15 protein-coding genes are annotated in these 24,491 nt (G+C 67.0%); 9 read left to right on the forward strand and 6 right to left on the reverse strand.

Annotation, left to right across the window (positions count from 1 at the left end; genetic code table 11):
- The 3 genes from KA248_06160 to ssnA form a co-directional block, all read left to right on the forward strand.
- Nucleotides 1-4,714, forward strand: a 4,714-nt coding sequence (locus tag KA248_06160; protein MBP7829483.1) for an inverse autotransporter beta domain-containing protein, incomplete at its 5' end; no start/stop codon positions are given.
- Nucleotides 4,715-5,069: 355 nt separating this feature from the next.
- A complete protein-coding gene (locus KA248_06165) occupies nucleotides 5,070-6,662 on the forward strand; it encodes a 2-isopropylmalate synthase (GenBank protein MBP7829484.1) in 1,593 nt (530 codons plus the stop codon).
- 161 nt (nucleotides 6,663-6,823) lie between these two features.
- Nucleotides 6,824-8,146 carry a putative aminohydrolase SsnA gene (gene ssnA, locus KA248_06170; GenBank protein ID MBP7829485.1) on the forward strand — a complete coding sequence of 441 codons (1,323 nt, stop codon included), beginning with the start codon at nucleotides 6,824-6,826 and terminating at the stop codon, nucleotides 8,144-8,146.
- Nucleotides 8,147-8,176: 30 nt separating this feature from the next.
- Here ssnA and KA248_06175 read toward each other — a convergent pair whose 3' ends face one another.
- Nucleotides 8,177-10,726: a hypothetical protein gene (locus KA248_06175; GenBank protein MBP7829486.1), complete on the reverse strand. Its 2,550-nt coding sequence runs from the start codon at nucleotides 10,724-10,726 to the stop codon at nucleotides 8,177-8,179.
- A 147-nt stretch (nucleotides 10,727-10,873) separates the two neighbouring features.
- Between KA248_06175 and KA248_06180 the strand changes: the two genes are divergently transcribed.
- The gene (locus tag KA248_06180; protein ID MBP7829487.1) at nucleotides 10,874-11,062 is read left to right on the forward strand and encodes a hypothetical protein; all 189 of its coding nucleotides are present in this window, start codon (nucleotides 10,874-10,876) and stop codon (nucleotides 11,060-11,062) included.
- 23 nt (nucleotides 11,063-11,085) lie between these two features.
- Here KA248_06180 and KA248_06185 read toward each other — a convergent pair whose 3' ends face one another.
- The 3 genes from KA248_06185 to KA248_06195 are packed head-to-tail and all read right to left on the reverse strand — an operon-like array spanning nucleotide 11,086 to nucleotide 16,814.
- Nucleotides 11,086-12,840, reverse strand: a complete 1,755-nt coding sequence (locus tag KA248_06185; GenBank protein MBP7829488.1) for a VCBS repeat-containing protein — start codon at nucleotides 12,838-12,840, stop codon at nucleotides 11,086-11,088.
- Between the two features lie 16 nt (nucleotides 12,841-12,856).
- Complete coding sequence (locus KA248_06190) at nucleotides 12,857-15,967, reverse strand: hypothetical protein (protein ID MBP7829489.1); 3,111 nt, start codon at nucleotides 15,965-15,967, stop codon at nucleotides 12,857-12,859.
- Between the two features lie 22 nt (nucleotides 15,968-15,989).
- Nucleotides 15,990-16,814 (reverse strand): hypothetical protein, encoded by an 825-nt coding sequence (locus KA248_06195; protein ID MBP7829490.1) that lies wholly within the window; start codon nucleotides 16,812-16,814, stop codon nucleotides 15,990-15,992.
- 201 nt (nucleotides 16,815-17,015) lie between these two features.
- Here KA248_06195 and KA248_06200 point away from each other — a divergent pair, with 201 nt between their 5' ends.
- Together KA248_06200 and KA248_06205 are read left to right on the forward strand one after the other, a co-directional pair.
- A complete protein-coding gene (locus KA248_06200; protein ID MBP7829491.1) occupies nucleotides 17,016-17,870 on the forward strand; it encodes a hypothetical protein in 855 nt (284 codons plus the stop codon).
- Between the two features lie 98 nt (nucleotides 17,871-17,968).
- Entirely contained in the window at nucleotides 17,969-18,520 is a 552-nt protein-coding gene (locus tag KA248_06205; protein MBP7829492.1) for a hypothetical protein, read from the forward strand.
- Between the two features lie 152 nt (nucleotides 18,521-18,672).
- On the opposite strand, the gene KA248_06210 is transcribed toward KA248_06205, so the two are convergent.
- Together KA248_06210 and KA248_06215 are read right to left on the reverse strand one after the other, a co-directional pair.
- Nucleotides 18,673-19,176: a transposase gene (locus KA248_06210; GenBank protein MBP7829493.1), complete on the reverse strand. Its 504-nt coding sequence runs from the start codon at nucleotides 19,174-19,176 to the stop codon at nucleotides 18,673-18,675.
- Nucleotides 19,177-19,498: 322 nt separating this feature from the next.
- A complete protein-coding gene (locus tag KA248_06215) occupies nucleotides 19,499-22,366 on the reverse strand; it encodes a DNRLRE domain-containing protein (GenBank protein MBP7829494.1) in 2,868 nt (955 codons plus the stop codon).
- A gap of 189 nt (nucleotides 22,367-22,555) precedes the next feature.
- Between KA248_06215 and KA248_06220 the strand changes: the two genes are divergently transcribed.
- The 3 genes from KA248_06220 to KA248_06230 are packed head-to-tail and all read left to right on the forward strand — an operon-like array spanning nucleotide 22,556 to nucleotide 24,449.
- Entirely contained in the window at nucleotides 22,556-23,146 is a 591-nt protein-coding gene (locus tag KA248_06220) for a sigma-70 family RNA polymerase sigma factor (GenBank protein MBP7829495.1), read from the forward strand.
- A complete protein-coding gene (locus tag KA248_06225) occupies nucleotides 23,143-23,880 on the forward strand; it encodes a hypothetical protein (protein ID MBP7829496.1) in 738 nt (245 codons plus the stop codon). Before KA248_06220 ends, KA248_06225 begins: the two co-directional genes overlap by 4 nt.
- Nucleotides 23,877-24,449 carry a hypothetical protein gene (locus KA248_06230; protein MBP7829497.1) on the forward strand — a complete coding sequence of 191 codons (573 nt, stop codon included), beginning with the start codon at nucleotides 23,877-23,879 and terminating at the stop codon, nucleotides 24,447-24,449. The genes KA248_06225 and KA248_06230 overlap by 4 nt, the downstream gene beginning before the upstream one ends.
- Nucleotides 24,450-24,491 lie beyond the last annotated feature (42 nt).

Consider the following 24,491-nt stretch of genomic DNA (forward strand, 5'->3'; position numbering starts at 1 on the left):
GCCTTGGCGTTCCCTGCTGCTTGCGGTCCTCGCCCTCCTCCTCGCCGCCGACCCGGCGGACGCCGCGAAGGAGAAGAAGAAGGAGAGGTCCAAACCGGCCGCGGAGAAAAAAGCCGCGCGGAAGAAGGCCAAGCCCAAAGCGGAGCCGAAGGCGGAAGCCCCGGCGGAAGAGAAGGCCGCCGCGACCCTCCCCCCCGCCGAGTTGACGGTCGGCGTCCAGTTCCGCGACGACGAGGCGGAAGGCCTGGGCGACGTCCTCGTCCCCGCGTGGCGGTTCCCCTCGGGCCTGTTGTTCGTCAATCCGCGCTCGACCCGGACGGACCAGGACGCGGAGGAATACAGCCTCGGCCTGGGCTACCGGCACCTCTTCCCGAAGCGGGAGATCATCCTCGGCGCCAACGGCTACTACGACTACCGCGACACGGGCCACAGCACGTACGACCAGTGGGGCGCCGGCCTGGAGCTGTTGAGCCGGTGGCTGGATGCCCGCGCCAACTACTACGACCCCGAGGACACGCGCACGGTCGTGGCGGAGACCACCGAGCGCAGTTCCTCGAGCTCGACGAGCACGGAGGAGGGTTGGACCGACCCGTACGCCGAGGACCACGAGATCGCGCAGTCCTACATCATCCAGCAGACCACCCGCACGACGACGACCACGCGTTTCTTCGAGCAGTACGAGCAGGCGATGGACGGCTGGGACGCGGAGGCCGGGCTACGCCTGCCCCTGCCCGTCCGCCCGGAAACCTTCGAGGCCCGCGTCTTCGGCGGCTACTACCGGTTCGACGCGGACTACGGCGACGACATCGAGGGCTTCAAGGCCCGCCTGGAACTGCGCCTGCTCGCCTCGCTCTTCCTCGACGCGGCCTGGTACGAGGACGACGCGCTCACCGGCAGCGACTACTACGCCGGCGGCCGGTTCAGCGTGCCGCTGGACCTCGCCGCCCTCGCGCACGGGCGCAATCCGTTCGCGGCGTTCCAGTCCCGGCTCGGCCGCGGCGAGCGGACCTTCGACGCACGGCTGACCGAGATGGTCATGCGCGATCCGCAGATCCGGTTGGAGGTCTCCGATTTCATCGAGCGCGCGGATCTCTACACGGTGCAGACGTCCAAGGACACGGACACCTGGCGGCAGGACTACACGCTGATGGCGGACGTGAATTTCGTGGACGGCGACGCGGGCTCGCGGGGCGGCGACGGGTCGGCCGAGCGGCCGTTCAGCGCCATCCAGGACGGCGTGGACGACGCGTTCGGCGAGCGCAACGTCTACGTCTATGACGCCTCGAAATCCTACCGCGAGAATGTGGAGATGACCCCGGGCGTCACGCTCTGGGGCAGCGGCTGCCTGGTCCCCGGCTACAACGGCAAATCGTTCGGCAGCGGCATCCAGCCGACCGTGGACGGGCGGAGCGGCGGCCCGTCGATCACGATGGCCGACCGCACGACGATCCGCGGTTTTCGGATCACCAACACCGACCATGGCGGGGCGCGCTTCGAAGACGTGGCGATGCTCGGCGACATGGATATCAGCCGGGTCGGCCTGTTCGGCAACGGCGCGACGGACCTGCGGGTGGAGTGCAACACGATCGAAGGAGCGGCCGTGGGTTCCGCCTTCGGCCGGGTGGGCGATTTCAACCTGGTCTTCGCGAACAACGACGTGCTCGACAACGTGAACGCCGGGATGCTGGTCGGCGGCGAGGGCGCCAGCGGGACGTTCGACGTCCTGGTGGACGGCAGCCGGTTCGAGAACAACGGCATCGGCCTGATGAGCCAGGCGGCGAACTACGACTCGGCCCTGCTGCAGATCCAGGACAGCGCGTTCAACCGCAACAACGCGGACGGCGCGACGGTCCTGATGATCGGCAACGGCCTGGCCTCCGTGGTCCTCGCGGGCTCGCAGGCCGAGCGAAACGCCGGGGCGGGATTCAACGTCACGGCCATCGCTTCGGACCTCGCGCTCGTCGAACTTTCCGGCGTCGGCGCGCACCGGAACGGCGGGGGCGGCGTCAACATCGCGCTGATGGATTCCGGCTCGGCGCAGGCGCTGCTCCACGACGTGCAGGCGCACCGGAACGAGGGACTCGGCGTGAACATCGGCGTGCTGGGCGCGGACGAGGGGCTCATTTCCCTCTCGCATGTCTCGGCCGACGATAACGCCGGGCCGGGCGTCACCGCGGTCATGGTTGATGCCGGGGAGGCCACGGCCTGGCTCAACCACGTGCACGCGGACGGCAACGAGGGTCCGGGGCTGAACGTCAGCATCGCCGGCGCCGGGTCCGCGGTCGCCGGCGTCGCGAACTCCTCCGCCGACGGCAACCTGGGCGGCGGCGTGAACATCACCCTGTCCGACGCGCCGTGGGCCATGGCGCTGGTTTCCGGCTCCGAGGCCCGCGGCAACCTCGGCGGGCCGGGCTTCAACGTGCTCGTCGAGAACGCCGACCTCGCCCTGGCTAATCTCTCCGGGCTGACGGCCAACGACAACGAGGGCGGCGGCATCCTGCTGAACATGCAGAGCCCCTTCGCGGCGATCGGCGTGATCGGCATGCCGGCCGCGCTCGTCGAGACCCTGGAGGGCGCGCTCGGGCTGGCCGGCGGCCTGCTGCCGCCGGAAGTCGAGGACCTGCTGGGACCCGCCGGCCCGATCGAGGCCGTCGGAAACCAGGGCCAGGGCGTCGCGGCCTTCATCGACGGGGACCTGATCGCGGGCGGGGCGTTCTTCGATATCCGGGCCGAGGGCAACCTCGGCGGAGGCGTGTCGGCGCTCGTGTCGAGCTCCAACGGAATCGCGGTCGGGCTCGGGGGCTCGTCCGAGAACATTATGGAGATCGCGCAACTGGGCGCCGATATCGCCTCGCTCTTCGGGATCGACCTCGCCGTCGCGCCGTCGCCCGGCGGGCGCACGGTGGTGAACGGCAACCTCGGGCCCGGCTTCGTTCTCGGCGCGATGGGCAACCTCGCGGGCGTCGGGGCCCTCGTGGGCGTGGAAGCCGACGGCAACCTGGGTCTGGGCGCGGGCGTGATGGTTTCGTCCGAGGCCATCTCGGTGGCCGCCGCCGCGCGCATCCTGGCGCTGAACACCATGGGCGACGGCCTGGTCGTGGCCGCGGACGGCCCCACGGCGGCGATCGGCGTCGTCGCCGACGCCCAGGCCACCGGCAACGCCGGGAACGGCATCGTCGCCGAAATCACGAGCGACGAGGGCTACGCGGGCGCTTTGTTCGCCTCGACCGATCCGCTCCGGCCGGTCGCGGCGCTGCTCGGCGACCTGTTGCTGGGGGAACCGCTGGCCGTGCCCGGCCAGCCGTTCGGACCGGTCATCGCCTCGGACAACGGGGCGGACGGCGTCGCGGCCGTCGTCACCGGCCGAGACGGGGCGCTCGGGCTGTTCCTCGACACCCAGGCCACCGGCAACGGGGACGACGGCCTGGACGTCTCGGTGAACTCGCCCGAGGGCTACGCTATTTCGGCGTTCGTGTCCTCCGACTGGCTGTTCGATCTGCTCGGCGGCTTCCTCGGCCCGATCGATTACGATCCGCTGGGCGGGATCATCGCCAGCGGCAACGTCGATCACGGCATCCGCCTGCGCCAGGACGGCCTGGCCGGCGCGTATGCCGTGCTGGTGGGCCTGCAGGCCAACGAGAACGGGAAGGACGGCCTGAACGCTCGGCTGGACAGCGGGGAAGGCGACGCCATGACGGCGGTCATCGCCGCCGACGCCATGGATAACGGGGGCCAAGGTTTCCTCACGGAAAACAACGCGAGCCTGGACAGCCTGGCCGCCTTCGTGGACGTCTGGGCCTCCGGCAACGAGCGCCAGGGTATCCGCGCGATCGGCACCAGCGTCAACGCCAACGCCTACGCGATCCTGGCTGGCGTGGACACGGTGGACAACGGCATGGCCGGTTCCTCGATCGAGTTGGGCGCCACGGTGGACGCCGTGGCGTGCCTGACGGACATGAGCAGCTACCTGAACGAGGGCCGCGGCGCCGCCGTGACGCTGACGGCCGGAGGAAGCGCGGTCCTGCTGGCGGGCTCCGGCGCCCTGGACGATTTCACCGCCGCCTACGATCCCCTCTTCGGCCTGTTCGGCCTGGTCGCCTTCCTGCTGCCCCAGGACGCGGTCCTGCTGGACAACAACGAAGGCGCGGGCCTGTACGCCGACCTGCACAGCGCGGCCGGCGAGGCGGTGGTCAACCTCGCGGACGTGCGGGCCGTCGGGAACGACAACGCCGGGCTCAACCTCGACCTGGCGGCGGACAGCGGCGGCATCTCGGCGGGCTTCCTCGACGTCACGGCCGGCGAAAACGGCGGGCGCGGGCTGGATCTCTTCGCCGCCGGGGCCGGAAGCCTCCTCGCCGTGGACCTCACGCGGGTCTCGGTCAACAACAACAGCAACGACGGGGCGCGGATCCGCGTGGACTACAACGGGCCGGTCAACGTGTACGGCGAGCAGGTCGTGGCCATCGACAACGGCGGGGCGGGCGTCCGGATGGACATCCTGGCCGGGGGCCTGTTGAACATGGACTTCGGCGGCGGGGCGCTGGGCAGTCCGGGCCAGGGCCAGTTCTTCGGCAACGGCGCCCGCGATTTCCGCAACGTCGGCGCCGGCACGGTGTTCGCGGAACAGAACTGGTGGGGCGCCAATCCCCCGCTGGCGAACCAGTTCTTCGGCAGCGTGGACTACACGCCGTGGCTGACCGAGCCGCCGCCGTGAGGGCGGGCTCGCGGGAGTTCGCTCCTCCAAGGACGGCGGCCCTGGAGGGCGGAGCTCCCGCGACGCCGCAGAGCATGCGCTTGACGATTTGGCCGGATATGGTAATTTCCCTCGAAATGAGCATTCGTTCCGTCATCGCTGCGCGCACAGGGAAAGGCCCGACCGCCTCTTCCTCGCTGTTGCTCTCCCTTAGCGGCAACACCCGCGCGGCGGTGGGCGCGAGGTGTTGCTCCTGATCCCCTCGCTCTACGGAGCGCAGAAAACCCGCCGCGAAAAACGCCGGCGGGTTTTTTATTGGTTCCCGCCGGGAGATCGGTAGGCTGAACCCGTTTGAAGAAAGCAAAGGAACGTCATCATGAGTACGGAAAAGACCAGTGAAAAGAATCGCGTGATCATCTTCGACACGACGCTGCGCGACGGCGAACAGTGCCCCGGCGCGAGCATGAACATCCACGAGAAGCTGGAGGTCGCCCGCCAGCTGGCGCGGCTGAACGTGGACGTCATCGAGGCCGGCTTCCCCATCGCCTCGCCCGGCGACTTCGAGGCCGTCAAGGCCGTCGCCGAGCAGGTCAAGGGCCCGTACATCGCGGGGCTGGCCCGGTGCATCAACAAGGACATCGAGCGCTGCGCCGAGGCCGTCGCGCCCGCCGGGAAGAAGGCGTACATCCACACCTTCCTGGCGACGTCGGCGATCCACCGGCAGTTCAAGCTGAAGAAGGCCAAGCACGAGATCGTCAAGCAGGCCGTCGCCGCCGTGAAGTACGCCCGGACGTTCTGCGACCGGGTGCAGTTCAGCCCGGAGGACGCCTCGCGCACGGAGCCGGAGTTCCTGGCCGAGGTCTGCGAGGCCGTGATCGACGCGGGCGCCACGACCGTGAACATCCCGGACACCGTCGGCTACGCCGTGCCCATCGAGTTCGGCCGGCTGATCGCGTACCTGGTCGAGCACGTGAGGAACATCCACCGCGCGATCATCCACGTCCACTGCCACAACGACCTGGGGCTGGCGGTCGCGAATTCGCTGGCGGCGGTGCGCAACGGCGCGCGCGGCATCGAGTGCACGATCAACGGCCTGGGCGAGCGCGCGGGCAACTGCTCGCTGGAGGAGGTCGTCATGGGGCTGCGCGTACGCGGGGACGCCTTCGGCAACCTGTGGACCGCCGTGAAGACGCGGGAGCTGTACCGGACCAGCCGCCTGGTCAGCCAGATGAGCGGCATGGTGGTCCAGCGCAACAAGGCCATCATCGGCGCGAACGCCTTCGCCCACGAGGCGGGCATTCACCAGGACGGCATCCTGAAGGAGCGCACGACCTACGAGATCATGCGCCCCGAGGACGTCGGCATCTCCGGCAGCGACATGGTCCTGGGCAAGCACTCGGGCCGCCACGCCCTGTTCGTCCACCTGGGGCGGATGGGCTTCCAGGTCGCGGACGACCAGAAGGAGTCCGTCTACAACCAGTTCAAGGAGCTGTGCGACAAGAAGAAGTACATCTACGACGACGACCTGATCGCCATCATGCGCGAGCGGATCAGCGACATCCCGCAGGTGTACACGCTGGACTACTTCCACGTCGCGACGGGGACCAGCACGGTCCCCACCGCGACCGTCCGCCTGAAGAAGGGCGACGAGGTCTTCCAGGACTCCGCCTGCGGCGACGGCCCGGTGGACGCGACGCTGAAAACCATCGACCGGATCACCGGCGCGCCCGGCGCGCTGGAGGACTACTCGCTGCAGGCCGTCACCCGCGGCGAGGACGCCGTCGGCGAGGTCAGCGTCACGGTGGCGTTCGGCAAGGACATGGTCTCCGCCAAGGCCGCCAGCACGGACATCGTGGAGGCCAGCGCCAAGGCCTACCTGAACGCGCTGAACAGCCACCTGTTCGCCGAGCAGACGGCGAAGGGGCCGAAGAAAAAGGCCGCCGGCCGCCGCCAGGGGCGGCAGCCGTAATAGAAGTTCAGGCCGGATCGGACCCATCCGTCCGATCCGGCCGACATCCCCCGGGGTTTCCAAACATTGGAAAATTTTCCCGCTTTTTTTCCAATGATTGGAAACTTTGGGTATGCTATTTTCCAATCATTGGAAAAACGCGGTCTGCGCCGGAGGACCCCATGAGCACGCTGCTGATCAAGAACGGCCTGCTGGTCACGCTGAACGAGCAGGGCGAGGTCATCGAGGGCGGGAGCATCTACTGCGAGGACGCCCGCATCACGGAGGTCGGCCACTTCCACGAGCACCGGTACAAGGCGGACCAGGTCCTCGACGCCGGCGGGCGGCTGGTGATGCCCGGGCTGATCAACGCGCACCACCACCTCTATTCCACGTTCGCCTGCGGCTTCTCGCCGCCGGGCAAGCCCGCGGAGAACTTCAAGGAGATCCTCGAGCACCTCTGGTGGAAGCTGGATTACGCCCTGACCGGGGAGGACGTCTACTTCTCCGCCCTGCTCCCGCTGATCGACTGCGTGAAGCACGGCGTGACGACGATCATCGACCACCACGCCTCGCCCTCCTGCCGCGACGGCAGCCTGGACGTCATCGAGAAGGCCGTCCGCGAGGTCGGGATCAACGCGAGCCTGTGCTACGAGGTCTCCGACCGGAACGTCGAGGGGGGCGGGATCGAGGAGAACGAGCGGTTCATCCGCAAGTGCGCCGCCGCGGCGGACGACCAGGTCACGGCGCTGTTCGGCCTGCACGCCTCGATGACGCTCGGCGCGAAGACGCTCGAGCGCTGCGCCGCGATCGGGCGCGCGCACGGCGCGGGCTTCCACGTCCACGTCGCCGAGGACCTGATCGACCAGGAGGTCGCGCAGAAGGAGTTCGGCCAGCGCTGCATGGAGCGGTTCCGCGACGCCGGGATGACCGGCCCGCGCTCGATCTTCGTCCACGGCGTCCACCTCGACGACCGCGAGCTGGACATCCTGGCCGAGACCCACTCGATCCACGTCCACAACCCCGAGTCGAACATGAACAACGCGGTCGGGGCCTCGCGGCTGGCCCGGTGGTGGAAGCGGGGCATCCTGACGGGGCTGGGCACCGACGGCATGGCCTCGAACATGATCGCCAGCGCGCGGGCGGCGTACCTGCTGCAGCGGCACCTCGAGCACGACCCGCGCGTCGCGTTCGGCGAGTGCTGCGACATGCTGCTGAAGAACAACCGGACCATCTGCGAGCGGCTGTTCAAGACCAAGCGCGGCGTCCTGGCCCCCGGCGCGCTCGCCGACCTGGCGGTCTTCGACTACACGCCCTTCACGCCGCTCTCCGGCGCGAATTTCTACGGGCACTTCCTGTTCGGCCTGTACCAGTCCCGCGTCAACGCCACCGTTTGCCGCGGCCGCGTGCTGATGAAGGACGGCGTCCTGCCCCACCTCGACGAGGCCGCCCTGCGCCGCAAGGCCCGGGACCTGGCCGCCAAGATGTGGAAGCGGATCAAGTAGTTGGAGGCGCCGCGCCCCCGCGGCGCAGGACTACTTCAAGCGGTACGCGCGAATTCGGAAGAAGACCTTGGGCGCGCCCGCCGCCGCGAAGCCCTCGACGTGGGTCGGGGGCGTGGGCGGACCATAGGTTCCAAGGTGCTGCCAGGGGCCGTCCGGATTCTCGGCCCATTCGAGTTCCTGCTGGACCTGGGTTCCGCCGGTCCAAGTCACTTCCACATCGCCCGGCGTCGAGACGGAAGGCGCGACGGACAGGAAGCGCAGGTAGTCGTCGCCCGCGTTGGGGTTGGTGTCGGCCTCCCACTCGTCGGCGTCGTTGACGGAATCGCCGTCCGTGTCCGGATCGTTCGGATTGGTGCCGAGGTCCAACTCGCTCGAGCATATCCCGGTCTGCGTCTCCACGAAGTCCGGCGCGCGGTCGCCGTCCGTGTCGGTGTACTCGTCGAACCCCACGTCGTACGCGGCGCCCGGCCGCGGCTCGCCGTCGATGTCCCAGAGCGCGGGCGGGAAGGCGCTCCCGACGACGCCCCCGGCGTCCACGCAGGGCGAGCCGTGGCGCAGGTGATAGTCCGGATAGAACAACGGGTCGTCGTCGAAGTTCCCCGCGCCCGGCCACCCGCCGCCGACGTCGGAGAAGGTGATCGCGGCATTCGCCGCTCCGTGGGTGCCGACGTTGTAGCTTGAATTGCCCCAGACGATGCTGTTGAGAATCTCGATCGTGCTGCCATAGAGCATAACGCCGCCGTTGTCGTTTTCGGTCAGGGTGCAGCCCACCACGGTGCCGGTGCTGGCGGCCGCCAGGCAGAGCCCCGCGCCCCCCCCGGATTGGACGGCCCCGCCCACGATCAGCGAGTTGACCATCCACAGCGTGCCGCCCTGGGCCAGCACCCCGTGGGCATAGACGGGAGAGTAGTTGGCTTCGAACACGGAATGGCTGACCAGCGCCATGCATTCGCTCATGCACACCGCGCCGCCCTCCGGGGCCCTGTTCTCCCGGAACTCCATGCGGCCCCGGTCGCCGGCCAAGCCGTCCGAGCCCCACAGGGAGACGTCCGAATCATACGCGTACAGGCCCCCGCCCTTCCCCTCCGCCCGGTTTCCGAGCACGGCGGAGGCGGCCGCCACCAGCACGCCGTCGTTCACCCCGATGGCGCCGCCGTAAGACGCCGCGTTGTTGGTGAACTGCGCCCGGTACACGTCCGCGCGGCTGCCCGGCCCCACCCAGATCGCGCCGCCCCATCCAGAGTTGGTGCCCGCATGGTTGTCTCCGAAGAAGGGCCCGGCGTACGGGTCGATCTCGTTGACCCCGTTGGTGATGACGAGCGTGGACCGCGCCAGGGCGATCGCTCCGCCGTGGCCGCCGACCGGCGGGCCGGCCGGGTTGGTGGCCGTGTTGTTGGCGAACCACCCGCCGGTCAATTCGAGGAGCGAATTGGTCGCGTACACCCCGCCGCCGTGCCCGCCCGCCTGGTTCCCGGCCGTCGGGTGGATATCCCCGGAGGCCAGCCGCGTGACCCGGGCCGTGGTGTTCTCCAGGTACCACCCTCCGCCATGGCCCTCGGTCCTGCACTGGCTGATCCCGATCCCATTGGTGTCGCTGTCCACCGCGCAGCCCTGCGTCCAGAGCCCGCCGCCGGCCTGGATGGAGGTATTGGCCCACACGGTAAGGCCCCGGGCCAGCAGGGCCGAGTTCGAGGCATAGAGCCCGCCCCCGCGCGATGCGGCGGAATTGACGCCCAGGTAGCAGTCGGCCAGCCGGGCGCGGCCGAGATGCCCCGTGGAATTGAACAACGCCAGGCCGCCGCCCAGGACGGCCTCGTTCAGGATCAGGCTCGCGCCGTCGCCGATCTCGATGAACGAGCCCGAGGCGCCGACCCCGCCGCCCGCCGCCTGGACCCCGCCTCCGCCCGGGCTCGCGAGGTTGTCATGCACCTGGCCCTGGAACAGGCGCAGGTAGCCCGTCTCCACCCAGATCCCGCCGCCGTGCCCGCCGTCCGCCGTGTTGCCGTACACCTGCGCATCGGCATGCACGATATCGCAGCGCCCGTCCGTGAAGAGGCCCCCGCCGGCGACGGCCCGGTTGCTGTACACTCCCGTCGCGCCGGTGAGCTTGGCGTAGGCGAACTGGCCGACGAACAGGCCGCCGCCGAACGACGCCGTGTTCGAGTACAGCCGGCAATCCGTGAACTCGACCCACGACCGGTGCAGCAGGCCCCCGCCGCCGGCCCACCAGTTCTGGAGGTAGCCCGTCCCGCCCCGCAGGCTCACCCGGTCCACGCGCGAGCTGGAGTCCATGATCCAGAGCGTCGTGCCGGCCTGCTGCGCGTCCACGACGGAATCGCCCCCGTCGCGCGCGGTAAAGCCCCCGTTGTACCCGCCCTCCAGCGTCAGGTTCTTGTTGGACACAATGACCAGTTCGGGATACAGGCCGCCCTCGATCTTCAACGTGTCGCCGTTGGTCGCCGCGTTCACGGCGGCCTGGATGGTCGGATAGACCGACAGGTTGTTGAGTTGCACCGCCCCGCGCGCCGTCGACGCCGCCAGTCCCGCCGCCATCCATGCCAAAATGATGCTCTTTTTCATCTTTTCTCACCCCTTGTTCCACCTCCTGTAACCCCCGGCCGCGCGGGTTTATTGCCCGGGAAAAGCCATGCCGGCGCCCCGGATGTAAAAAAATGGAATATTCGGACGCCCTCCAACGACCCTATCTCTAGAGGACAGGAGGAGGCCATGAGTTCGGCGAGCTTGAAAACGAGGAACCTGGGCCGGTGGAACCGGATCCAGGCCCGGTTCATCGCCCGCCTGAATCTCTCCCGCGATCCGCAGTCTGTCCTGGCCTTCGGCTCCTGGTTCGCCTACTGCGTGGATCACCGCGGCCGCCTGCCTCGCCTGGCAGACGCCGCGCGATGGAGATCCTGACGAGGTTGCCCTTCTTCGCCCTGTCAGGGCACCACGAAGGGCTGCTCGGCGGCCCATGCGCCGCCGGCATAGGCCGTGTCCACGGCCTGCACGCTCCAGTAGTAGGTCATCGGCGGCAGGTTCTTCAGCGTCCATGACAGGTTCTGGTTCACGTTGCCCAGGGCCGCCACCTTGCGCGTGCCGCTGTCGGGGCAGGACAGCGGCGAGACCACTTCCGCGCCGCCCGGGGTGATCCCGACGCGCAGGTTGTAGGACAGGCCCGGCACGGGTGTTTCGGCATCGCCGGACGCCAGCCAGGACAACTTCACCGAGCCGCCGCTGACGACGGCCTTCAGACCGGCGGGGGCGGCGGGCGCCGTGTTCTTGTGCGCCGCCAGGTTGCAGAACACGCGCGTCTGAAAATCTTTCGGATCCAAGTAGATGGGCTTAACGCTGGCGATGCCGGCATTCGCGGGCTTGGAAAGAGCCAGGTCCAGGTCTCCGTCGCGATCGTAGTCGCCCCACGCGGAATATCCGTTGAGGTCGGCGGGAAGTCCGGCGCCGGTCACGGCCTGGAAGCTGTGGACCGAGCCGGCGGGCAGAACCTGGTTCTCATAGAGCGTGACGCCGGCGCTCCCGATCGTGAGCGTCAACAAGTCCAGGTCGCCGTCGTTGTCATAATCGGCCCAGCTCACCGGTCCGGACGCGGAGGCGATGCCGGTTCCCGTCAGAGGCGTGAACTGGCCGCCGTCGTTGCGAAGGTAGACCTGTTGTTTCCCGCCCAAGACCAGGTCCAGGTCTCCGTCGTTGTCGGAATCGCCCCAGGCGCCATGCCCGGCCGCGAAGGTGGCGAGGATCTGGGCCTTTACGAATATCCCCTTGCCGTCATTCCGGTACAACCTGGTGTCCGCCGTGGCGTCGTTCGCGCGGACGCAATCGAAGTCGCCGTCATTGTCGTGATCGGCCCAGAGCACCAGGCCCTGGCCGGCCGGGGTATTCAGCGCGGTCGGGATGTCTGATACGATAAAAAGGTTATAGAATGCGCCGCCGGGAAACGGGCCGTTCTGGTAGAGCTTGACCATGTCCACGAGGGGGCTGTTGGGGGACCGCCCGCTGTAGCATACATCCTGGTCGCCGTCGTTGTCGTAGTCCACCCACTGCATCTGCTGGGGCGAGTAGGCGTACGCCTTCGCCAGCTTGGCGCCGAGCGGGTTGATGAAGAGGGTGAGATTGAACCACTTGAAGAGGTTGGCATACACGTAGCTGCCGCTCACGCCCAGGGGGGCGTAGTCGAAGCCTCCGATGCCGTAGTCCACGTGGTTGTCGTTGTCGTAGTCGCCCAGGGCCAGCATGACCGAGTCCGGGTACAGGCGCGGTCCCGCCACCCAGGGCGTCACGTGCGTACCCTCGTTGACGAACAGGATGGTCTTGGCCGCCGAGAGCGCGCCGCAGCCGCCGCTGGAAGCCTTGACGGACGGATAGTCGATCAAGTTCTGCAGCAGGTCCATGTCGCCGTCGCTGTCGGCGTCCATCCAGACCATGGGGCCGCACCATGGCGCGGCCGGACTCGGCGCGAAGGCCGGAGCCGGCCGCTCCCTCTCCCCCGGCTCCAGGATGGGCTCCGGCAGCGGCAGGCCCAGCGTTTCGCGAAGAGCCTCCGGCGAGGCCCGCCGCGCCAGGTCCGCCCGCTCCTCCGCCAAAGCCGTTTCAACATCCCGTTCCGAACCAACCGGCTCCGCGCCCGCCGCCAGGGCGGCGCCCATCATTATGCTCACGATTCCGGCGGCCATTGTTCTCATGTGATCTCCTCCCTTTTCAACGGATGAACGCGGCCAGCAGTTCTTCGATGGACAATCCCTCCGCACGGAAACTGATCTCCATCAGGTGCGCCAGGTCCTCGCGCAACGGCTCATGGCGGGTATTCTCCATGAAGTAGCTCAACAGCCAGCGACCGCGCGCCCAGTCCTCGGGCGTGAACGGATTCTCCCCGCCCCGGCCGGCCAGGTAATCTCCCATGGCGCGGCCCGCGAGGCGAATCAGGTCGTACGAGGTCCACAGCACCTCCGGATCGCGGGCCTCAAGGAGCATGGCGCACAGCTCGGGGGAGGACCGTTCGTACAACTCGACATAGACCGCGCCCGTTTCCGTCTCCAGCGCCAGTTCACGGAGAATGTGCAAGAACTCCAGCGCATGCTCGTACTCCTCCCGGCCGGAGGGATCCGTGAAAGCGGAATCCGGCCGGGTTGTATCGAGCAGGTCCTTCAGCAACCCCGTGAGGATCGCGGCACATGCCGTAGATTCGAGTTCGACCAGTTCGACGGCGCCCGTGACAAAGTAGGCCGAGCTGCCGTCGGCCCAGTACTGGACCGTGACATCCTTGAGGCCGAATCCCGTCCCGAGCTTCCAGTCCGTGGTCGCCGCGTAACTGCCCCAGGGCCCCCAGGTCTGGCCCTTATCGTTGGAAACACGGTAGTAGCCCGCGCCGTCGGCATGATGATGGAGTTTAACCGTGCGGCTGCACCACTCCCACAGGCTGCCCGCGGGCGGCGGGGTGTTGTCCACGCCCTTCGTGGTGAAGATGTAGATGGGCTGGTACGCGCCGCCCCAGACCAGCCCGCCGTCATGCACGGGCGCATACTGGGTCTGGGCGATGGGATTGACGGCCGATCCCTTGCGGAACCGGGACCGGAATTTTCCCGGCAGGGGCTTGCCGCCGGCCGCCGCCGCGCCCTTGGCCGTCTCCAGCACCTCCACGGTCCGGATCCCGTCCTGGACCGGGGCATTGTTGTAGACCAGCGTCCGCGTGGAGGCGTTATAGGTCAGCAGGTTGGCGGCCACCGGTTGGCCGTCGTAGCGGAAGGCTCCCATCACGGACGAGGCATCCATATCCTCGCTGAACGTCAGGCCGATGTTGGCCGTGCTGCCCGAAACCCGCTCGTCATGCTTGGGCGTCACGGAGATCACCACCGGATCCAGTTTCTGCAGGTTGTCGTTCCGGACGAACACCTTGACCTCGTACGGCCCGACCGACAGGCTGTTCAACTTCCCGTTGGCGCCCAGGGTGTATTTCTCGCTCGGGTTGAAGGCATTCACGATGACATCGCCGCTGCCCCACCCGGTCCAGAAATCGCCCAGGGATCCCCCGGCGTTGAGGGCCTGCGACCAGGTGTTGAACACCACGAGCGCCCAGTATTTTTTATCCGTGCTCCACACGCGCGTGTAGGCGTAGATGCCGTTCCCGGCCTTCGACTGGCACCACCGCTCGTACAGTTCATCCGTGTTTCGCAGCGCCGGATACTGCCGGCGTATGTTCATGCATTTCTGGACATGCAGGTAGTGCGGGTTGCACATGTCGAAGTTGTCCTGGACGGCCGGGTTGGGGGAAACGCCCAGTTGGCCGGTGCCCACGTTGTACCAGGCCTTGCTAGTCATCATGTCCTCGCGCGCCCAGCCGTCCAGCGCCGATCCCGCCGAGCAGAAGCCCTGCTCGTCGCCATAATAATACGTCGGAACGCCCGGCCAGAAGGCGAGGATGCCCGCGGCCAGATCGGTCTTCTTAAATCCGTCGGTCGCATGCACCATGCGCCATTTGTCGTGGTTGTTGAAAAAGTTGTACATCAGGTAGCGGCTTTCGCCGACGACGGGGTTGTAGAAGTCGTACACGTCCTTCGTATCGGCTTCGATCTGGACCTTGCACTGGTTCAGTTTTCCGTTGATCTGCCCTTTGACCGCCGGCTGGAAGAACTCGTTGTAGAGGGGGTAATTGATTCCGCCGTCCATCGTGTAGGTACTGTCAATGAATGTAAGGGGCTTCCCATGCTGATCCGGCGTGCGTCCGCGCCCGATCATGTTCGCCGCGCGCCCGCGCGAACAGAAGAACTCGCCGAAGATGAGGAAGTTGTTCTTTCCCAGAGTGTTGGCATGCGCCTTGACCGCCGGACACCACTTCTTGAAAAACTCGAGCGGGACCTGCATGGGGGTGTCCATGCGGATGCCGTCGATGTCGGTCGAGGCGATCAAGGCCTTGGTCATGGCCATGATCTTGTCCTGCACGTTGGGATGCGTGGTGCGCAGGTCATCCATGGTCCCGTAGATCTTGCCAAGGTGGCAGGCCCAAGAATCGCCGTAGCTTCCGCCTTGGGGACAGTTTTCGGCGGCAAGCGATCCGTTGTGATGAAAATCGGAAAGCCAGTACGAGTTTCCCCAGGAGTGATTGTTGACGAGGTGGCCATCTGAATCGTGGATGGGGCAGTAGCGTCCCCAGAAGTAGGAGTTATTGAACTTGAAATCCTCGTACTGCACGGCGGAATTCTTCCATTTCAACTGATACTCGTCGGTATAGAACTTGAATGGCACGCAGGGGCCGGGAGCTCCCACGAATTCCAGGAGGTTGCCCATGTGGTTGACGACGATGTCGACAATGACATACATGCCGCGCTTGTGCGCCTCGGTGGTCAGATCGCGCAGGTCCTGAAGCGTTCCAAAGCGCGGGTCGAGCACGGTGAAGTCGAGCTGGGCATATCCGTGGTAATCCGTCCCGTTGGTTGCGTTGATGAAGATCGGCGAGATCCAGACGGCTTGGAATCCGAGCGATTTGATATAATCGAGACGTGCGGTTACGCCTTTGAAGTCGCCGCCGTGGCGCATGTTGTGTTTGTACAGGTCGCCCCCCTCGCCGTTGTTGCTGGGGGCGCCGTCGCAGAACCGGTCCGTGATGAACTGGTACACCGCGATGCTGCGCCAGTCGGCGGGGGACGGAAAATACGTATGGCCCGGCCACTGTCCATAGTAGTTCTTCGGATTGGCCCCATCCGTGCTGACGTTGACGTTCCACGCGGCATTCTGCGCCGTCCAGGGCGCCGCCAAACTCACGCCCACCAGTCCCAGACACGCGACAACGATTCCCAGCCGGTTTCTTTTCTTCATGGTTCTTCTCCCGTTGGATGGTTCAGCGAATGACGTGCGGTAGGATGAGGGCAAGCGGCATGACGTAGGCCTGCCCGAAATTGGCGTCGAGATACAGGGGCTGGGATCCCGCCAGGCTGTGATGATAGGGAATAAAGCCGAGCGTTTCCCACCAGGCATCCGTCAGCTTCGGTTCGTCAAACGTCCAGCGCTGGACCTTTTCCTTGCCGGACGCCGTGGACGAAAGCTGGTAGGTCGCCGGGATCCAGCGCCACGCCCCGGCCACGAAGGCGAGCGCCCCCACGTTCTTGGGCACCCCGATACCCTCGGCGGCCACCACCCCTCTAAAGCCAAGCCACCATTTCCCCGTCGCGGCCTCGTGCGTGTAGTAGCGCTCGGCCTCCAGCAGCGCCACGCCGCCGCCGACGGCGCCCCAGTCGTTCACCCAGGCGGACGCCGGGTTGCCGGGGTGATAGAGCAGCCCGCCGTTATCGTCCACATACGTCGCGCCGGCGCTGTCCTTCAGAATAATCCGGAACGACTCCATTTCAGTGACCAGGCCCCCCACGCCGTCCAGGACATACCGGTGGGAGAAATAATCCTGCGCCACCGGCGCGCCGCCCAACCCGCCGGAAGTGCCCAGGAGTACCGTGAACTGGTATCCGCCCTTGCGGCGTACCTCCACGAACACCTGCTGGGTGACCCCCGCCGGCGGCTTGATCGTGTGGACATGGAACCGGGCCACCTTCGGGCCATACGCCTCCACGCATGCCAGGCGCACCCCCACGGAGGGGACATCGATCACCTGTCCCTGCCCGGACAGGGTCAGTAGAATTCCAACGACCACACCGGCGACAGCTTTCTTCACGGGGTCTTCTCCATGTTCGGGGCCGTTGCCCGGACTGCTGTTCACACGGTGCAACCCTCTCGGCCCCGGATTTATTGCCGGCATTCAAATCGGCGGACGCGCCACAATAAGCGGCATGACGATGGGGTATCGCCTTGCACAAGGATGAGGCGCCGCGGCGCGAGGCCGCGAGAGCCGATTCCCGGAAAAGGAGAGCGCATCATGCGTCATCGAAAGTACGCGGCGACCGGGTATCTCGTTGCCGTCCTGATCCTGGTCTCTTGCGCGGCGGCCCGCGCGCAGATCCCGGGCGCACGCCTCGTGACGGCCCATCCCTTCTTCATGAAGACATGGACCACGACGTCCTACGTGGACTTCCGCGTCCACGCGGAGAAACAAGGCGCGCCGTCGGACCACGAGGTCTTCGTGGAGTACGGCGGCGCGCCGACCTGGACGCGCGTCCCGCTCGCTCTCGAGGGGGATTACGGCGACCACCTGACGTTCACGGGGCGGCTGCAGGGCCTCTCCATCGCGGAATTCCGGGTGGGCTGCCGGATGCCGAACGGTGTCGTCTGGTACGACGACAACTCCGGACAGCACTATAAAATCTCGGCATGGAACATGTCCTATCCGCCGTACATGGACTACACCCTCGGCGCGGCCGGCAACACGGTCGGCCTGATCGAGGCACAGCGCACGTACACCGTCACGAACGGCTGGCCGTTCGTGGGCTTGAAGGGGAAGATCGCCGTCCAGGCGTTGTTTCCCGTGGATTCGGGCACGCCCCATCAGACCACCGTCCATGTGCATATCAAGATGGGCGGGGCCTGGGCCGTGGTGCCGGCGCACTATGTTTCGACGCTCAATGTCGAGCCCGGCAGTCCGGGGCATGTCCAGATATGGGAGTTCGACGCGCCCTGGACGATCAATCCCTGGATCGCCTGGCAGTTCTGGCTCCCGTTGGAATTCGAGATCGTGCGCGAGTGGAACGTGAACGGCTCGGTCATCCCGTACGTGGACGACAACTTCGCCTGCGGCTACCTCATGGAATTCGGCGTGACAGACCGGATCCAATGATTCCGGCCGCATCGGCGGCCCCTCGCACAATAAAGGCCGGCCGAGCCGGGTTACAACCTGTGAGGACCGGAGTGAAAAAAGGAATCAAGGAGAGGACGATGAAGACCACATGGTTCAGAATGATCGGGGTGATCGTGACCGCGGGCGCCCTGGCCTGCCTGTCGGCCTGCGAGGATTCGGACGACGATAAAGGGAGTTCTTCCGGGACGGCGGCGGGCACCTCGTCCGGCGGCTCTTCCGGCGGCTCGGGGAGCCAGACCTCCCAGGGCAGTTCGTCGCAAGGCAACTCGCAGCAAAACAGCTCGTCACAGAGCACGCCCAAAGAGGAGCCGCCCGCGCTGGCCAAGTCCGAGCTGGTCGGAACCTGGCAGGCGGCGCGGGAATCCAAGGGAGCCGACGAGGTGCAATACACCTTCACGCTCCAGGCGGACGGATCCGCGGTCTATGCGACCACGACCTATATGCAACTTACAAACCTGCTGACCGGCGAGACGACCGACGGCGCGGTCCAGTCGCACACCACGGGCAGTTGGGACCTGGGCGGCCTGACGCTGATCCTGGTCAGCCCCACGCCCGAGATGGACGGCCAGGGCGAGGTGCAGAACAAGAACCGGGTCGTCATCAACGGGCGGACCTTCACCAAGCCATGATCCCGCCGAGTAGCCCGGCCTCGCCCCCGAGGCCGGGCGGCCCCCGGGTCGGGGGCGACCCGGGGCTACTCCGGCACGCCATCCACGCATCGACCGCCGCCATCCGAGTAGCCCGGCCTCGCCCTCGAGGCCGGGGCTACGAGATGAGGATATCAACCGGCCCATGGCCAGTCTTCGGGCCTGGCCGCCAATCCCGCGCGCACCGGATTGTTTCGGATGTAGGCGACGATCTTGTCGTCTTCCTGCGCGCTTCGCGACCAGTGATCAAACCATTCCCGCTGCCAGAATCTTTGGCCAACACGCCCCAAACGCTGATTCGCCTCCCGCCCCGTGCACCGCTTGAAGCGGCGCATGACGTCCGACAGGGACAACGTCCCGCAGCGGAAGAACAAGTGCAGATGATTAGGCATCACCGCATACGCCATGACATGCCAGTATCCGGCCCGCTCATAACACCGGATGGTTTCCACAACATAGTCGGCCGCTCCCCTGTCGCGCAACCAGGCGTCCCCATGATGAGCATCGAGCCATCTCTCGATTTCCTTGAAATACTGTTGCGCGGCTTGCCGCTGGTCCTTCTTGTCGACTTGCTTGAGCTGCATGGCCAGGGCGTCGGCCACCCTTTGCGGCAGACTTCCGGCCAGATGATGTGTCACGAAGTATCGGCCATCCGCTACTTCCCAATGAGGGAGCGCCCCCCGCCAGAATAAAATCGTCTGGGGGTTTCGATTCACACGCTGGAGCATATCAAACGGGTTGGTGCCCGGCGAATCCGAGTAGCCCGGCCCCGCCCCCGAGGCCGGGCAACCCCGGGTCGGGGGCGACCCGGGGCTACTCCGGCACGCCATCCACGCATCGACCGCCGCCATCCGAGTAGCCCGGCCTTGCCCCCAAGGCCGGGCGGCCCCGGGTCGGGGGCGACCCGGGGCTACTCCGACTCGCCATCCAAGTAGCCCGGCCTCGCCCCCGAGGCCGGGGCTACGGCTTTCGGACCCGCAGGCGGAAGAACCGGCGCTCGTCCGGATACGCGTTGGTGAACCAGAGCGCGGCATCCGCGCCGGGCAGGTTGGTGCCGCCCGTGACGGCTTCCCAAGAGCCGGTCACGGCCGGGGCGGAGAATACATCGTACTCCCGCCCGGCGACGCCCATCCAGCGAAGCACGGGATCCGGCCCCGCGCGGAGCGCCTCCATCATGAACCGGGCGGCGGCGTTCGTGGCGTCCGTGCCCGCCGTGACCTCGTCGACGTCGGGCATGCCGTCGCCGTCGGAATCGGAAAACGGATGCACAAACTCATACGCGCCGATATCGAGCCGGCTCGTCCCGTCGCCGTTCCCGTCCAGGGGGCGCGAGACACCGGAGACATCGCGGCCGACGGACGGGAGATTCGTTCCGCCATCTATGGCCGGGCTGTTGGTCCGCAGCCGCGCGTCGAACGCGGCCAGGGTCATGTTGGACAGTTGCGGGCCCTGGCAGAGGTCATGGGCGCCGACAGGACACGGATCGCCCTTCACGTCCGTGATGATGGAGTAGTCCAGGTCGAACGGCGAGGCCGGGAAGCCCTCGTCGTACGTCAGGCAGGTGTTCTCGAAGGGCTGCAGGAAATCGGTGTGCCCGACGAAGATGTTGTTGCGCAACGTCACGGCTTCCGAGCCGTTGCAATTCGTGCCCATGCAGGACGCAATGACGAGGCAGTCGCCCTCGCTGGTGATCGTGCAGTTCAGAATGGACGCCGCGTTGGTCGGCGCGAGCGAGAGCGACACGGCGTTGCCGCCCGCCCGGCAGGGGTCCACGTTGTACGTGAACGGCTTGCCGTCGAAGAAGGCGCAACTCCCCACCACGACGCAGTTGTCGATCTGCGCGGGGCCGGATGTCTTCAACTGGTTTCCGGCGTTGCCCTCCGCCAGGGTCCGGCTGATGAGGATCGACGAGCCCGGCTCGCGCACGTACAGCAGGTCCAGGCCGTCGGACGTGTTGTACCGGAAGGCGCAGTCCACGAAGATCCAGTTCCCTCCCGTCTGGCCCGTGCCGAGCCCGTCGCCGTACCCGCCCGCGGTCTGCGCCCAGCAGCCCGTGGGCTGGCCGCCGGGCCAGGTCTCGCCGCAGCCGTTCCACTCAACGACGAAACCGCTGAAGAACATCGTGCCGGTGTTGCCGTCGTCCCCGAGGATATCGCCATCCCAACCCACCAGCCCGTTCCCGGCCAGCCGCACGTCCTCCACCGTCCAATCCGCCAGCCGCCCGGCCTGGATGCCCGCGTCCGCCAGCCCGTGAATATTGAGGTCGTGAAGATACACGTTCTTCGCGTCCTGCGCGTAGATGCCGCGCTGGCACCAGTCGCCGTACGGAAAGCTGTCGCGGTCGCAAGGGATCGCTCCCGAATGAAACTCGACGCAGCCTTCGTGATCCGTCAGCTCCAGGCACCCGATTTCCACGTTCGTCGAGCCGGTCAGGTTGAAGATGAACGTCGCCCGCTCCGTACCCCACAGCTCCGGCTTGTTCGTGCAACCGGAATCCCAGCCCGCGCCGAGGATGCGCGTCGGGTGCTGCGGGTCCGGCCCGCTCGGGACCGGCGGCATGGTGCATTCCCACGGCCAGCCGCTATCGCAGGCATCCGCTCCCGGCGCACCGTAGCCCATCCTGTAGCTGCCCGGCCCGATGATCAGCGTGTCGCCGCCCGCAATGTTCGACGGCCCGCCGGGCGGCAGGGCGCGGAACGGGTGGTCCCACGCACACGGCTGGCACTCGCCGCTCCCCGGGTACGGCGCGTCCACCAATCCGCTGCACTGCTGCGTGGATCCGCCGTCGGGCCGCACGTAGTACGTCGTCCCGCTGCCCGCCTCGCCGACCGTGATGGTGATGGATTCCTCGTCCGAGCCTCCCCGCCCGTCGCTGACGTGGAAGAGCACGCCGGCAAAAACGCCCGTCTGTCCGGCCGCCGGCGTCCAGGAGAACTGCGGAGACGTAAATGCCGCGCCCGGAGGGAGATTCGACGCGGTGTACGCCGGGGGATCGCCGTCCAGATCCGTCGCGCTGACCGTGAATTGCAGTTCCTGTCCCAACGTGACGTTGCGATTTCCGATCGGCGCAAGCACGGGCGGGAGGTTGGTCGGCGGCGTGTCGGGCAGGTCGTAGACCACGCGCAGTTGCGGCCGGTTGGACGGCGCGGCGGCGTCGGACGTGAACAGGTCGCCGCGCAAGGTGTCATCGGTTTCCGCCCGGACCAGCCAGCCGAGGTTGGCTGCGGGTGTTTGCACAAAGGCCGTGACGGCGGTGGTCATGTCGAGCTCGATCCATTCCGTTGTTCCCGCGACGTGCCAGGCGCGGGACGTGGCCGACGTGACGTCCGTCACGCGGCCACCGGCCGCCGTCCACGCCACGTTCGGCCGCTTGTACGCGGCGCAACCGAAGGCGTTCGTCGGGTCGGCGATGCCGTAGTCGGCGTCGGTCGCGTTCGTGTTCTCCTGCCACATCCCGGTCCCGGACGGATCGCCCAGCCGGTACGCCGCGAGGTACCCGGACGTCGACTCGAACTCGTTCGGCGCGAACCGGATCCGCAGCGTGGCGGAGGAAACGGACGCATAAGCAGGGATCGCAGAAATATCGAACCACAGCAGTGTCGCGCCCTCGCTATCCGCCCAGCGCGGGTCCAGGGCCGGGTCGCGGCCGAGGGACTGCATGCCGAAGGTGTGGCCGGTCAGCGAACGGAGGGTCGAATCCAGAGACTGCGTGTACGTGCCGGACGGCGACACGCCCTTCTGGAACACGCCCGTAACCAGGACCGCCCCGGCCGGCCCGGCGCATCCCACCCAGAAAAGCAGCCCGATGGTCATTCCCTTGATGGACATGATCGTCTCCTGCCAGGCTGCTCAAGAACATACCCCTCGGCCCGGCCCGGCGTCAGGCCCGGGGTTCATTCGCTACTACCCTCCTGTCGTGCGCTTTATTGCTGCTCTTCCCGGCGCACAACGGCTTGACGCCGGGGAAGGCGAGGGGCAGGCTTGCGGCATCCGGGGGAGGCCGGCAATAGAATCCGCATGGCCGAGGTTTCACATAGCGGAACGGAGGACCAACTCGACAACGAGTTGATTGGGTCGTGGCGCGCGGGCCGCGAGGCGGCCCTGGAAGAGCTGTTAAGAAGATATCAAACGCGAATCTTCAGTTTCCTCTGCCGGATGCTGCGGAACTCGCACGACGCGGAGGACGCCGCCCAGGAGGCCTTCATCCGGGCGGCGACGAAGCTGCACCGGTTCGACGAGGCGAAGGGGACGTTTAAAAGCTGGATGTTTCAGATCGCGTACCGGGAGGGCCTGCGAATGGCCGGGAAGCGAAAGCGGTTGCCCGTCGGGGAATCCGCGTGGGCGGAACATGATGCCCCCGCCCCCGAGGCCGTGGACCCGGCGCCTTCTCCCGGCCGGCAACTGGAAGAGCAGGAGACCGCCGCGCTGGTCGCGCGGGCCGTGGACAGCCTGCCCGACGCGGAAAAGCAGGTGGTCCTGATGCGGACGTACTCGGGGCTGCGGTTCCGCGAGATCGCGGAGCTCATGAAGACCCCCTTGAATACGACACTGGGCCGGATGCACAATGCATCGCAGCGCTTGAAAAAATGGTTCGGCGAGGCGCCATGAAGATCAGCCATGAAGAGCTCCTGCTGTACGCGAGCGGCGAGTTACCGCCGGACCGCGCCGCGCGGGTCGAGGAAGCCCTGCGCTCCGATCCCGGGGCGCGGCGGGCGCTGGCCGAACTCCGGGACCAGGAGGCGCAACTGGCGCGCCTGCCGCTGCTGGAACCGGGACGCGACCTGGTGGCCCCCGCCCTTGCGGCCGCGCGCCGGCCCCGGCTCCTGGTTTTCCCCGCGCCCCTGCTGGCGGCCGCGGCGGCGCTGCTGGCGCTGGGCGGCCTGCTCTGGGCGCTCTGGCTCCGGAAACCGGAAGTCCAGGTGGCCCGGGAGGAGATCGCCCCGGCGCCGGGCGCCATCGCCAGCGACGAGGAACTCGGCGAGCGCATCGCCCGGCTCCGCGTCGCCGTGGGCGGCCTGGTCTCGCCCGAACCGGCGCGGACGGCCGAACCGGAGTTCTCTCCGGTCGCCGGCCTGCGCGGCCGCGTGGACCACCTCAAGGGCCTATGCCGCGCCCAGGGCGCCGGTCGCGAAACCTTGCCTGGAAGCGCCATGGACCGGCGCGTGCGGGACCTGAAATCGCGCCTGGAATCGGCGCGCGAAAACATCCTTTCCATCGAGATCCCGGCCGGGGACGAGATCGCCGGATGCCTTTCGACAATAATCAACGCGGCGCGCGGGTATCTCCTTCAGAAAGGCGACATCCGCCCCGGTAGCGATCTCACAGAAAGGAGCGCGTCATGAAAAGAAACTCGATGGCCATTCCGTTTGTGCTTGGCTGGCTGCTGGCGGCCGTGGTGTGCAGCGGGCAGGAACCACCCCCCCCGCCGGGCGAGCCCCCCCTGCCCTCCGAGAGGGAAACCCTGGCGTTTTTGGAGACTAACCTGCCCGATACGCTGCGGAATCTCCAGGAGTTGCGGCAGCACGAGCCGGAGATTTTCCAGCACGAGATCCGCATGCTGGGCCACATGGTGCGCCGTTACAACGAGTTAAAGCGCGTGGCTCCGGAGTTGGCCGCCGGCTTCCTGCGCGCCCAGCAGTTGGACGCCCAATGCCGGAAGACCGCCCAGGAACTGCGGCAGGCGACCGAGGAGGCACAGAAAACCCAGCTTCAGCAACGGCTCCAGGAGATGCTCAACGAGATATTCGACCTGCGCCTGGCCGAGCGCGAGTTGGAAGTCAAGAACCTCGAGCGGGAACTGAACAAGATCCGCACCATGCTGGAGACCCGCCGGCAGGCCAAGGAACAGATCGTCGAGCGCCGCCTGCGCGACCTGACCATGGAGGCCGACGAGGCCATGGGCTGGTGGTAAAAAAAGCGGAAGGCATATTGACAAAAAGCGCGCCGACCGACA

This window comes from Kiritimatiellia bacterium, assembly GCA_018001225.1.
GTDB lineage: Bacteria > Verrucomicrobiota > Kiritimatiellia > CAIQIC01 > JAGNIJ01 > JAGNIJ01.